General features: G+C 71.7%; 11 protein-coding genes. 7 read left to right on the forward strand and 4 right to left on the reverse strand.

The window, feature by feature from the left end; translation table 11 throughout:
• Positions 1-7 precede the first annotated feature (7 nt).
• The 4 genes from PLE19_01470 to PLE19_01485 are packed head-to-tail and all read right to left on the reverse strand — an operon-like array spanning position 8 to position 4061.
• Positions 8-769 carry a glycosyltransferase gene (locus tag PLE19_01470; protein ID HPD13588.1) on the reverse strand — a complete coding sequence of 254 codons (762 nt, stop codon included), beginning with the start codon at positions 767-769 and terminating at the stop codon, positions 8-10.
• A complete protein-coding gene (locus PLE19_01475) occupies positions 766-1524 on the reverse strand; it encodes a methyltransferase domain-containing protein (protein HPD13589.1) in 759 nt (252 codons plus the stop codon). The genes PLE19_01470 and PLE19_01475 overlap by 4 nt, the downstream gene beginning before the upstream one ends.
• A complete protein-coding gene (locus PLE19_01480; protein HPD13590.1) occupies positions 1521-3074 on the reverse strand; it encodes a hypothetical protein in 1554 nt (517 codons plus the stop codon). Before PLE19_01480 ends, PLE19_01475 begins: the two co-directional genes overlap by 4 nt.
• A complete protein-coding gene (locus tag PLE19_01485) occupies positions 3075-4061 on the reverse strand; it encodes a methyltransferase domain-containing protein (protein ID HPD13591.1) in 987 nt (328 codons plus the stop codon). It lies immediately after the preceding gene.
• Between the two features lie 383 nt (positions 4062-4444).
• Here PLE19_01485 and PLE19_01490 point away from each other — a divergent pair, with 383 nt between their 5' ends.
• From PLE19_01490 to PLE19_01520, 7 genes are all read left to right on the forward strand, one after another.
• Positions 4445-5110, forward strand: coding sequence for a methyltransferase domain-containing protein (locus PLE19_01490; protein ID HPD13592.1), 666 nt, complete (start codon positions 4445-4447; stop codon positions 5108-5110).
• Positions 5111-5141: 31 nt separating this feature from the next.
• On the forward strand, positions 5142-6713 hold the full coding sequence (locus tag PLE19_01495; protein ID HPD13593.1) for a glycosyltransferase family 39 protein: 1572 nt from the start codon (positions 5142-5144) through the stop codon (positions 6711-6713).
• Between the two features lie 16 nt (positions 6714-6729).
• Positions 6730-7917: a GNAT family N-acetyltransferase gene (locus tag PLE19_01500; protein HPD13594.1), complete on the forward strand. Its 1188-nt coding sequence runs from the start codon at positions 6730-6732 to the stop codon at positions 7915-7917.
• Positions 7918-8019: 102 nt separating this feature from the next.
• Entirely contained in the window at positions 8020-9147 is a 1128-nt protein-coding gene (locus PLE19_01505) for a glycosyltransferase family 4 protein (GenBank protein HPD13595.1), read from the forward strand.
• A complete protein-coding gene (locus PLE19_01510) occupies positions 9140-10084 on the forward strand; it encodes a DUF2334 domain-containing protein (GenBank protein HPD13596.1) in 945 nt (314 codons plus the stop codon). Before PLE19_01505 ends, PLE19_01510 begins: the two co-directional genes overlap by 8 nt.
• Before the next feature lie 12 nt (positions 10085-10096).
• On the forward strand, positions 10097-11587 hold the full coding sequence (locus PLE19_01515; protein ID HPD13597.1) for an oligosaccharide flippase family protein: 1491 nt from the start codon (positions 10097-10099) through the stop codon (positions 11585-11587).
• Positions 11571-12557 carry a class I SAM-dependent methyltransferase gene (locus PLE19_01520; protein HPD13598.1) on the forward strand — a complete coding sequence of 329 codons (987 nt, stop codon included), beginning with the start codon at positions 11571-11573 and terminating at the stop codon, positions 12555-12557. Before PLE19_01515 ends, PLE19_01520 begins: the two co-directional genes overlap by 17 nt.
• The last annotated feature ends 227 nt before the right edge of the window (positions 12558-12784 follow it).

Genomic DNA, 12784 nt, shown 5'->3' on the forward strand with positions numbered 1-12784 from the left:
GCGCGGCTCACGCCTCCCAGTAGCGTTGGGCCGCCAGGGCCGCGAGCGCATCGCTGTGGTAGAGCCCGCGGCGCCAGCGGCCGCGCAGCCGCGTGAGCGCGCGCAACATGGCCCAGGCGTGCCGCGATGGCCGCACCGTGGAGGGCCCCTGGCGCTGGAGGCGCACCGGGATGCGCCGGATCGCCAGGTTGTACTTGAGGGCGATGTAGAGCAACTCGATGTCGCCGGCGAACGAGGTCTCGACAAGCAGCGGGAACAGCGCGTCCGCCACCTCTGCGCGAAAGCCCTTCAGGCCCGCCTGCGAGTCGGGAATGCCGCCCGTCACCAGCAACCGCACCGCGTGGCGGAAAAGGCTCGTCGAGAGCCTCCGCGTCCAGGGCTGGCTCTCGTGGTACGCGCTGTCGGGCAGCGTCCGATCACCCACCACGAGGTGAAACCCCCGATCATTGATGAGCCGCTCGATGTACGGCAGGGCCGAATGGTCGAACGGCACATCGGCGTCCGTGAAGACCTTGCAGGACCCCGCCGCCGCGGCCATGCCGTCCCGAAGGGCGGCGAACTTGCCCCGGTTCGTGGGGCAAGATACCACCCGAAGCCGCCCGCCTTGGAGCCTCGTGAGCAGCTCGAGCGAGCCGTCAGTGCTGCCGTCATTGGCCGCGACGATCTCGTGGTCGGGGCAGCGCTGCTCCAGATAGGTCTGGAGCCCGCGCAGGCTCTCCTCCAGAAACGGCGCAGCATTGAAGACCGGGATGACGACCGAGAGTCTCACGGTCGAGGAGTCTTTCCTGCCAAGGCGTAGAGGAGGTTGCCGAGGGGCTGTCCCACACGATGTTCCAGTGTATCAAGTCGCTCGGCGAGGCGCCAGGAGACTCCCGCGAGGAAGGGCGCCACACCGCAGAACCGCCCGGAACGCCGCACGTCGAGTCCCGCGGCCCCCAGGGCCTGCACCAGCCGCCCGCGAGTGAACCGGGTAATGTGCTGCTCCCCACGCATGGGCGGCGACAGGCCGAAGAGGTCCATCAGCCGCTCGATCACCGGCCACAGACTCGCGCCGTTGGGCGTGGAGACGAGCAGCGCCCCCTCGGCGGCCAGCAGTCGGCCGAGAAGGCCCAGGAGGGCCGCCACCTGGGCCGCTGGCAGGTGCTCGATCACCTCCAGGCACACGATCAGATCGAAGCTCCCGTCGGCGAAGGCCATTTCGTTCGCCGCGGTCAGGTGGAACCGCAGGTTGCCTCTCTCGAACCGCGCGCGGGCGAAGCGAATGGCACCCTCGTTGGCGTCCACAGCGTCCACCTCCGCGCCCTGGCCGGCCAGGAAGTGGGCCACCACGCCCGAGCCGCAGCCGACATCGAGCGCGCGCATCCCGGCGCGCAGCAGGACCAGGGCACTCACGAGCTCGAGCTTGCGCCGGTGCCAGAAGCGCTGCACGGCCGGCCCCGCGACCAGCGCGTCATACTGATAGCTGCCGGGAATGGCCACCGGGTCGCCGCGCCGCCAGCCTTCGGGGGTGGCCTTGCCGCTCATGTCGCGGCCCCTTCCCGCGCCGGCGCAGGGGAGCGCGCCGGCCGCCGCAAGGCGGCCTCGATCAGCCAGGCCGCGATCAGCGCGGTGACGATGAGATGGTAACACGAGTAGTGGCACAGGCCCAGCCCCGAGAAAATCAGGAGCGCAGGAAGCGATAGCGGGAGCACGAAGCCCACGAGCTTGAGCATCATCCAACACCGCCGCGCCGCCAACAAGGCGAGTACGGGCACGGTAAGGAGGCCATGCATCGGGACCTCGAAGCCGAGAGTTCCGATGGCGATCCGCGGCGGGGTGGTCTGTCGTACGATTCGCCAGGCCCGCTGCGCGAGGATGCCCAGATACCACAGCGGGTCGCGCGCGATGTCGCCCAGAACCTTGTCGCGGACCACGTCCTCATAGTGCGGCAGTTCGTAGGGCATGACGTAGTAGCGTCCCGCCTTGTCCCAGTACGTATTCTCGAAGAGCACGCGCGTCCTTGCGGTGGCGGGCACCTTCACGCCGTAATCGCGCTCGAGGATGGGCAAGGCATAGTCGGCCGCCGCCTGATCATCCCACTTGTAGCCGTGGGTCGAGTCGAAGTCGCCCAGGCCGCACCAGATCGGGTGCCAGAACAGGTGGTTGTGCGAGCGCGGCCCGACATAGGGGTGCCCGCCCGCTGCCGCGACCACGCGCTGAGCCTGGGCAAACTTCGCATCGAAGAAATGCGCCCAGGCCCACGTGCCGACGCCGTACGCGGCCACCAGCACGAGCACCAGCCCCACCCTCACGAGCCAACTCGCCTGCGCGAGCAGCAGATAACACCCGAGCGGCGACAGGATGAGCACGAGCGGCTCGGGGCGCACCTGCTTGACGGAGGCCAGCAGCAGCCCAGCCGCCACCGGCACGGCCCACAGGTAGCCACGCGCCGCCCTGCGCTCGCCGAGAAGAGGCACGTGAAGCGCCAGGAGCCACACAGCCGCCGTGATCGGCCAGCCGAACGTGTTCTCCCGCGCATAGACCTCGTGCAACTGAAACGGGTTCGAGCCCAGCAGCACGGCCAGCACGAGGCCGAGGATCGGCTGGCGCACATACCAGAAGGACACGAAGAGAGCGACCAGCCCCGCCGTCAAGGCCATGGCGTTACAGGGCCGCACGCTGGGCTCGCGCGGCGCGCCCTTGAGGAGGGCATCGGGCAGGTAGAGCAGCGTGGTGCCCAGGCTGCCCGAGCGGTAGCTGTTCTTCCACTCCATCAGCAGCGTGTCGCCATGCCGAGCGATCAGTTCCCGGGCACCGTCGCGGCTGTAGGCCAGGTCCTCCCTCTCTGTTGCCACGGGGAAAAGCCCGAGGTAGTAGAGGAAGTACACAAACTTGTCCTGGGCGAGCAGCCCGGTGGAGGCCTGGAGGCGATAGCGGTCGCTGAGGCGATCGCGTGCAGCCCAAAACCCGCCCTGCCACGCGGGGATGAGGACGCAGCCGAGCACGAGGAGAGCCACGCGCGCCCTTGGTCCCTCGGGGACGCGAGAGAGCCGCTCGAGACTCAGAAAACCCTTGGAGAACACGCGCAGCGCCACCTAAGCACCCTCCCGCTTCTCTCCTGCTTCATCCACTGCCCAGGCTGTCACATTGTGCTGGGGCAGGAGGGGCCGGGCGAGGACCTCCATCGGCCAGCACAGCGCGCGCGCCGCCCTGCTCCGGGGGAGCAGCGCCCGAATGGCGAACGAGCGCCCGAACGCCGCGCGCATCAGGGCTCGCAATTCGGCGAGCGACAGCAGGTGCTTGCCGCGGTAGCTTCTGCCCCGCCGCCACCGCACGTAGGGCTCCATCCAGCGGCGCGGCAACCAGCCCACGCCCCAGAGCTTCACGTGAGGCTCGCGCGTCAGCAGCGAGAAGCGGTTCGGCGAATTGAAGAAGAGCACCGCGCCCGGCCGCATCACCCGGCGGGCCTCGGCCAGCAGCCGCGCCGGTTCCTGCACGTGCTCGATCACGTCGGTGGCGTTGAGCAGGTCGAAGCAGGAATCGGCCAGCGGCAGCTCGAGAGCGGAGCCGCACACGAAGGCCACGTTGCCGGTGCCGGCCTCGGCGAACCGCTTCTTCGCCAGCAGGAGGTCGGTGAGCAGAATGTCGATGCCCACCGCCAGCGCACAGCGCCGCGCCAGGCCGAACAGCGCGCTGCCCACGCCGCAGCCGATGTCCAGGGCCGTGCCGCCCGCGCCCACTGCGCGGCCCGCCGCGGCCGCGTGGCGGACAATCGTGTCCCACCGCCGCTCGCCGCGCCGCGGCGCCTCGGCCTCGTGCCGGTCCCACAGACGCCCCAGCGCGTCGCACTCGTCCCCGTGGTAGAACTGCCACAGGTCGCGGTACGAGGTGCGGGGCCAGCGGGCGATGACCTCTCGGCAGAACTCGCCGTGGCGCGGAGCGCCGGGCGAGTCGGGCCGAAAGTCGGGGATGCCGTGAACGACCTCGAACCGCCGCGAGCAGGCGGGGCAGTCTAGCGCCTGGGGCCCGGCGCGCAGCGCGCCCCGGCAAGCCGGACAGCGCAAGAGGTCCAGGAATTCCATGTGTCGGCTTCGCAACGGGTTCCACGTGAAGGCCGATGGCCCAATCATCCACATGCTGCGCGTGCCTGTCAAGGAGCATGGCCCCTGCTCCTCGCCCCTGCGCCCCCGCCGGGCACCGCGGCCTTTCCCCCCATACTTGCTCAATTCCCTCCCCCTCGCAGTTGAGCAAGTATGGCGCTTTGGCAATACGGGCGGCTTTGCGGCCCTTCCGCCCATACGTGCTCGCTCCGGCTCTCACAGGGTGATACAGGGGATGAACGGGCAGCCACCGGAGACCTCCGTGGCGCGGGTGGCCAGGCCCGGGGGCCATCCCCCTCGTAGCGGCTGCCTTGCGCGAGCGCGCCGGCGATGGTATTCTATTGCCGGCGTTGGAGGCCCCGGCCGTGGACGAGCAGATGGCGCGGTGGAACGACGAGATGTACCTGAAGCACCCGACGCCATATCACGGCCTCGCGGGGCGGATCGAGCATGCGCGCGTCGCCGCCATCGTGCGGCTGGCCGGGGTGGCGCCGGGAGACGCCGTGCTCGAGCTCGGGTGCGGGGCAGGCCACGTGCTGGTGGCATTGCCCCGGTGCCGGCGCAAGGTGGGACTGGACATTTCAGAGCGCTCGCTCGCGGACGCCCGCGCCCGCGCGGCCGAGCACGGGGAGGCCGGCATCGAGTTCGGCCACTTCGACGGCAATGACCCGCTGCCGTACAGACCCGGGGAGTTCGACGTGATCGTGTGCGCCGAGGTGCTCGAGCACGTGCCCGAACCGCGGCGGCTGGTCGAGGGCATCCACACCATCGCCACGCCCGCCACGCGGGTCGTCGTGACCGTGCCCATCGAGCGCCCGAAGCTCCTCGTCAAGAAAGCGTTGAGGGCCGTCGGCCTCATGCGGCTGCTGTTCCCAGGCATCGAGCCGGGCTTCAGCGAGGGACATCTTCATTGCTTCTCCAAGCAGATGCTCCGCGACGTCACCCGCGGGCTCTTCGCCATCCGGCGCCTGCGGAACGTGTGGGGCTGCCACTACGCCGCGCTGATGTTGAAGGCCCAGGCGGCCTCGTGAAAACAAGGCCTCGTGCTCCAGGAAGCCAGCGATGACCGAGCCACGACCACCCGAGGAAGCCTCGGCCCCCAGCCGGCGGGTCTACTTCGCGCTCGCCGCGGGCATCGTCCTGACCCTCCTGCTGCGAATTCCCGCCTTCCAGTTTCCGCTGGACCAGGACTGCGGCGAGTACTCCTACTGCGCGATGCGTTGGGCCGCGGGGGGCCTGCCCTACCGGGACGTGTGGGACCACAAGCCGCCGCTGATCTACCTGGTCTATCGGGGCATCTTCGCCGTGGCGGGCTCGGGCCCCGCCATCGTGGCGCCCGCGCTGCGAGTGGGCGCGATGCTCTGCGACGCGGCGACGGCCCTAGCCCTGTTCGCCCTCGTGCGGCGGCTCTTCGGCGCATGGCAAGGGGTGGCTGCCGCGACGGCCTTCGGGCTCTTCTCCGGCATGCCCGGCATGCAACTCGAGGCGTTCCAGCCCGAGCGCCTGACCACGCTCTTCGCCGCTCTCGGGCTCCTGGCGACGTCGAGCTACGTGCGCTCGTGGCGCTATCGGCACGCGGCGCTGGCCGGGCTGTGGCTCGGCCTCGGGGTGGCGGCCAAGCAGATTGCGGCCCCCATCGGCCTCCTCGCCTGGGCGTGGGCGACCGCGGAGGCCCTGCGCGCGCACGGGCGGCAGGCCTGGGGGCGCGTGGCCGCCCACTCGGGCCTGATGGCGGCCGGGGCCGCGCTGCCGTGGGCCCTCTTCGCCGGCTACTTCGCCCTGCGCGGCGCGTTCGCCGACTTCTGGGAGTGCACCTACACCTACAACGTGCTCTACGCCACCGAGCACCGCAAGGGCGCGCTGCTCGACCAGTTGCGGCGGCTCGTGACGACGAAGCTCTTCGACCACGCCTTCCTGTGGCTCACCGCGGCCGGCGGCATTCTCCTCGCCGTGCGGCGGCCCGCCGAGCGGCGGGGCGGGCTGGTCGTGCTCGCCTGGGTGCTGGCCGCGTTCCTCGGGCTGTTCCTGCCGGGGCAGTTCGCGCACTACTACTACCTGCCCACCCTGGCGCCGCTGGCGGCGGCGTCGGCCGTCGCGCTCGCCGCCCTCGGGCAGTTGGGGCGCGCGCCGGGGCTCCGCCGTCTCGTGGCGGCGGGGCTGGGGATGGCCCTGCTCGCGCTCCTGGCGTTCGCGGCCAAGCGCGGCGCCGGCGAGTACCGGCTCGCAGTGGACCCCAAACAGCCGAACCAGGTTGTCGCGCGCCTGGCGCGCGATCTGGCTGCGAAGACCGCGCCGTCCGACCACATTTTCCTCTTCGGCGGCCGCCCGCAGATCTACGCGCTGGCCGGGCGGCCGGCGTCCACGAAGTACCTCTTCAACTTCAGCTACCAGGTTCCACTGGCGAAGGCGTTTCTCTTTCAGGACGCGGTGCGCGCCGAGATCATGGCCGGCCTCCAGCAGCATCCGCCGCGTTTCGTGATTGTGGCGATTACCGAGAAGCGCGAGCTCGAGGGCTTCCCCGAACTGGCCGATCACCTGGCGGCGCACTTCACCGAGCAGCCCGAATGGCGCGCGAAGGTGGACGAGCCGCATACCTACGTGCTTCGAGTCTTCCGCCGCAAGACGGCACCCTGACACGGGCGGGGCTCTCATGCGCGTGCGGGCCATCACCACCGAGGCAGACTGGCAGCGGCTCGAGCCCGAGTGGGACCCGCTGGTCGAGCGAGCGGCGAGCGCCACCGTCTTCCTCACCTGGGAGTGGCTGGTGCCCTGGTGGCGGCACTTCGCCGCCAAGGGCGACGAGTTGGCCATCCTCGCGGCCCGCGAGGGCGACACGCTCGTGGGCCTGGCCCCGCTCTACCGCAGCCGCGTGGCGGCCGCGCACCGCCTCGGCTCGCTGCGGCGCCTCGGCGTCGTCGGCGACCGCTCGGGCGACTCCGAGTACCTCGACTTCGCCATCGCACCGGGCCGCGAGGCCGACGTGCTGCCCGCGTTCCTCGACGCAATCGAACGCGACGAGCGCGGCTGGGACCTGTTGCACCTCCACCTGATGCCCGCGGCCTCGCCGAACCTGGCGCCGCTGCGCCGTCTCGCCGCGGAGCGCGGCTGGCTCGTGGAATCGAAGAGCGTGCCCTGCCTCGCCATTCGCCTGCCGGGCGCCTGGGAGCAGTACCTCGCCACGCTTCAGCCCCGCTTCCGCAGCAAGCTGCGCTCGCTGGAGCGCCGATTCGGGGCGGATGATGCCGCGGCCTTCGAAATGTGCGCGGACGCGGCGGCGCTGCCCGAGCGGCTGGAGTCGCTCTTCGCCCTGCACCAACGCCGCTGGCGGGCCGCGGGCAAGCCGGGCGCCTTCGCCGACGCCGCCCGCCGCGGCTTCTACCGCGACATGGGCGAGGCGTTCCTGCGTCGCGGCTGGCTGCGCCTCTGGTCGCTGCGGCTGGGCGGGCGCTTTGTCGCGCACGAGTTCAGCTTCGAGCACTTGGGCCGCGTCTACTTCCTCCAGCAGGCCTACGACCTCGCGTGCTCGGACCAGAACGTGGGCACGGCGCTCAAGGCGCACGTCATTCGCCAGAGCATCGCGGGCGGCGCGCGGGCCTACGACTTCCTGGCCGGCGCCGCGCCGTACAAGCAGAGGTGGGGCGCCGCGGCGAGCGAGTGCGTGCAGCTCACGTTCGGGCGGCCCGCGGCCCGCGCGCGGCTGCACCTGGGCCTGCGGCGGCTGGCCGAGCGCGCGCGCAACCGCGGCCGCGCCCTCACCCCCGCTCCCGTCCTCAAGCTCAAGCGCAAGGCGCAGGAGTGGTTGCGAGAGAGGCGTTTGCCACCGGATGAGGGAGGATAATCGGATGAATGGATGTCTGGGCGAAACACGAGGCGGCCTGACACCCATCCGTCTTCCCGCTCATCCAGCCATCCGCCGCGCAGTGGCACCGGGGTGCATCGCATGAGAGTGGCCCTCGTGAACCGCTTCTTCCATCGTGCGGGCGCCGTGCCTACCGTGGTGCGCGAGTGGGCCCATCACCTCGAGGCGGCTGGGCACGCGGTGGCCGTGTTCGCGGGGGACGTTGATGCGGCGGCCAGCACCCCCACTCGAGCCTATGTGCCCGTGCGGCTCGGGCGCTGGAGGGCCTTCGACGAGGGCGGCTTGGCCTTCGCCTGGCGCCTGCGGCGCGCGCTCGCGCGTCACGAGCCGCGGCCCGACGTGCTGCTCTCGACCGATTCGACGGCCTACTTCGGCGCGTGGCACGCCTGCCGCCGCCTGGGCGTTCCCGCCCTCATGGCCTTCCAGGGCTGGGTCTACAGCCCGGGCAAGCGGGGCCTCTACCCGCGCACCGTGACGTGGGTCTACCAGTACGCCGTGCACTTCTGCGCGCGGCACGCCCCGCGGATCGCCTGCATCAGCCGCGAGATCTACGACGGCCTGCGCGCGCGGGGCGTGCCGCCCGAGCGCCTGTGGCTTGCGCCGAACTGCGTGGACCTGGCCGCGTGGGACACCGGGAAGCGTGGCGCGCATCGGCGCGCCGGGCGGCAGCTCCTCTACGTCGGGCGCTTCTCGCCCGAGAAGGGCCTGCGATACTTCCTGGAGGCCCTGCCGCGGGTCGTCGAGCGCTTCCCCGGCGTGTGCGCACGCCTCGTCGGCGGCGTGGAAGGGGAGGGGGGCGAATTCCACGAGCTGGCCCGGCGGCTCGGCGTGGCGGGGCACGTGGAGTTCGCCGGGCAGGTGCCGCGCGAGGCGCTCCCGGGCCTCTACGCGGAGGCCGACCTGTTGGTCGTGCCCTCGCTCGCCGAGGGGCACCCGCTGGCGCCGGTGGAGGCCCTGGCCTGCGGCACGCCCGTCGTCGGCAGCGACATCCCCGGCCTGAACGAGACGGTGGCCGATGGGGTGAACGGCGCGCTGGTGCCGCCACGCGACCCCGCGGCGCTGGCCGAGGCCATCTGCCGCGTGCTCGGCGACGAGGCGCTGCTCGACCGCCTGAGCCGGGCCGCGCAACCGTCCGTCGAGCGGTACGCCTGGCCGAAGCGAATCGCGGAGTTCGAGGCCCTCGTCGCCGGAGGGGCGGCCCGTGCGTGATGCGATGGCCGACAGCCGAATCGTCGTCGTGCTCCGCTACGACGACTACAGCGCGAGCCGCGGCGAGCGCGACAGGAGCAAGGACGACATCGAGCGCCGGCTGCTCGACGCGGCCGTTCGGCGGGGCGTGCCGCTGACGCTGGGCGTGGTGCCGCTCCTGGAGGGCCGCTGGGCGCTGGGCGACGATGCGGCGAAGCTCGGCGCCCTTCGCGAGGGCGTGCGGACTGGCTGCGCGGAGGCGGCGCTGCACGGCTACACGCACGAGGCCCTCGCGCGCGTGGGCAATCGGGACTCGGAGTTTGCGGGCCTTCCGGCGGCGCAGCAGGCCGAGCGGTTGCGGGCCGGCAAGGCGCGGCTCGACGAGTGGCTGGGCGTGCCGGCGACCAGCTTCATCCCGCCCTGGAACGCGGCGGACGCGGCCACGGGCGCGGCGCTGGCCGAGGCGGGCTTCGAGGTGCTCTCGGCCAGCCTCGTCGAGCCGCGGGTCGAGCCCGCCGTCGTCGCCTTGCCCCACACGTGCGGCCTGCCGCAGGTGCGCCGCGCGATTCGCGGGCTGGCGCGACACCCCGGGCCGGCCATCGTGGTCTGCACGTGCCACGAGTTCAGCTTCGCCGAGAGCGCGCACCCGCTGGCCCGGACCTATGGCAAGCTGAGCCTGGCGCAATTCGAGGCCCTGCTCGCGTGGTGCCAGGGGCGGCCGGGCGTCGGGTTCCTGACAATGACTCAGGCCGCGCGCACGTACCGGGAGCCGCTGCTGGACGGACGGGTGGACGAGGCGCGGGAGGTGTGGCGACTGCTCCTGGGCCTCCGGCGCGTGCCCGTGGCGGGCCGATGGGCGCGAGGACGCTGGACGCCGCTGGCCCTGGCCCGGCCCGGCTGGCACGCGCGCGGGGCGCGGGGCGCGGCGCGGCTGGCCCGATGGTTTGGGACCTCCTGAGGCTTGGGCGCCATGGCCGACAATCTGCGACAAGCGGCGATCAGCGGCGCGAAGTGGCGCGTCTTCACCATCTACACCACCCAGGCGGTGCAGGTGGTGGGCGCGTTCGCGCTGGCCTGGCTGCTGGACAAGAACGACTACGGCCTGCTCGACGCGGCGATGGTGGTGATCAGCCTCATCCGCGCGGCCACCAGCCTGGGCATGCACTACGCGATCATCCAGCGCCGCGACCGCGTGCAGGAGGCGGTGGACACGGGGTTCATCCTGCTCCTGGGCGCCGCGGCGCTGAGCTACCTGGTTCTGGCCGTGGTGGCGCCGTTCACGAAGGTCTATGCGCTCGACCCCGCGTTGCTGTGGGCGTTGGGCCTGCTGTTCTTCCTGCGCCCCGCGGCGACCGTTACCGAGGGCGCCTTCTACCGGGGCTTCCACTTCCGGCGGCTGTTCGTGGTGGAGACGGCGAGCGCCGTGATGGGCACGGGGCTGGCCATCGGGCTGGCCTGGGCGATTCCGCACGGGCAGCGCCACTGGGCGCTGGCGATCGCCGGCCTGGCGCGCGAGGGCCTGCGCGCGCTCCTGGGGTGGGCCATCAGCCCGCTGCGCCCGCGGCTGCGGTTCGACCGCACGGTGGCCCGGGAGCTGCTGCACTTCAACAAGTACCTCTGGGCCGCCACCGTGGTGATGGTGCTGTACGAGACCGTCGGGCGGCAGACGCTTGTGGAACTGCTGTCGGTGGGCGCGCTGGGCCTCTACCACTTCGCCTCCACCTGGGTGTCGCGGCTGGGCGAGATCAGCGAGACGATTTTCGGCAGCGTGGCGATCTCGGTCTACGCGAAGGTGCAGGACGATGTGCCGCGGCTGCGCGAGAGCTACTGCCGCATCGTGCGGCTCTCGGCCCTCTTCTCCACGGCGCTGCTGGCCGGGCTGGTGCTGGTGGCGAGCGAGGCCGTGCCGCTGGCGTTTCCGCTGCGCTGGCTGCCGAGCGTGCCGATCTTCCACGTGCTCGGGCTCTTCTACATCGTGCGGGCGATTGACACGACGACCGGGCAGCTCTACGTCGCCGTGGGAAAGCCCCGCTACAACCTGTGGCTCGGCGTGGTGAACCTGGGGGTGGTGATGGCCACGGTGGTGCCGTTCGTGGTGTGGAGGGGCGCAGTGGGAGCGGCGTTTTCGCTGCTGCTCGCGCGCCTCGTGACGCTGGGCTGCAACGCCCTCGTGCTCCGGCGGGTGTTGCAGTGTTCGCTGGCGGATCTGGCGGGGGTGGTGATGCCCGCGCTGAAGGCGGCCCTGGTGATGGCCACGGTGGTGAGCGCGGGGCTCTTGGGCGCCCATCGGGCCTGGGGGCTGGTGGGCTGGGCGCCGCTGCTCGCCGTGGCGGGCCTGGGCGCGCTGAGCTATGGCGCGACAATCTTCCTCTGGGAGCGGGCGCTGTTTCGGGAGATGATCGGCCTCCTGCGGGACGCGCTCCGCGGCAGAAGGGCACGACCCGATGGCCTGGCCCCGTGAGCATGCGAAGGCTGCCGGCTGCCCGTTGTGCGCGGGCTCGGAGCGGCGGCTCCTGGTGACGAAGAACGGCTGCGATGTGGTGCGCTGCCGCGGCTGCGGCCTCGTGCACGTGTGGCCCCAGCCGCCGCGCGAGGCGCTCGAGGCCCTCTATTCCTCGGGCGAGTACCACACGGAGGTGAACGAGGCCGAGCGCCGCCGCACCTTCGCGCGGCGGCTGCGCGAGATCGAGGCGCTGGCGCCGGCGCGCGGGCGCCTGCTCGATGTCGGCTGCTCGAAGGGCTATTTCATCGAGGCGGCGCGGGCGAGCGGCTGGCAGGCGACGGGCGTGGAGGTGAACCGCCGAGCCGTCGAGGAGGCCCGGGCGAGGGGACTCGACGTCCGCCCCGGCGACCTGTCGGGGCAAGGGTTCGGCGACGCAAGCTTCGATGCGGTGACGCTCTTCGACGTGCTGGAGCACGTGGGCGACCCGCGAGCGCTGTTGGCCGAGTGTCGCCGGCTGCTGCGGCCGGGCGGGCTGCTGGTGGTGACGACGCCCGATGTGGGCGGCCTGGTGCCGCGGGTGACCTACGGCCTCTTCGCCCTCACGCTGGGCGCCTGGGGGCACCCGACGCCTCCCGGGCACCTGGTCGAGTTCTCGCGGCGCACGCTGCGGCGGGCGCTGGCCGAGGCGGGCTTCGAGGTTGTCCGCGAGCGCTCCGAGCACATCCCCGTGGCCTATGCCGCGGGGAAGCTGGAGAACTCGATCATGGATGTGCTTGCGGGGCGGCACCGGCAGGGGGCCGTCGGCGGGGGGCCGTCCGCAGCGGGTCGTCGGCCGGCGGCCGGCGGCCGACGGACATCATTCCTCCGGGGCCTGCCGCGGTGCGGGGCGCGCGCGGTGTCGTGGCTGGTCGTCGGCCTGACGGGGCTGACAGCGCGGGCCGTGGGATGGGGCGACTCCGTTTGGGTGATCGGGAGGGCCAGGGAGTGAAGGGTTCCGGCGCCGAAGGACTCAACCGTAAGTGTATATCGGAGCGACACTTCCGTTGGAATGGGCTTGGACGCCTGGCACGCCATGTTGAGCTTGGGCAACATGCCGCCTAGCTGTATCACCCCCGTGTGGGGGAAAGTGATACAGCAAGGCGGGAACGGCCCCGGACGCAGCCGGATCGCCGAAGCGCCTAGCTGTATCACGCGGGGCGGTGATACAGACGAGGC

The organism is Planctomycetota bacterium (genome assembly GCA_035384565.1).
Classification (GTDB): Bacteria; Planctomycetota; PUPC01; order DSUN01; family DSUN01; genus DAOOIT01.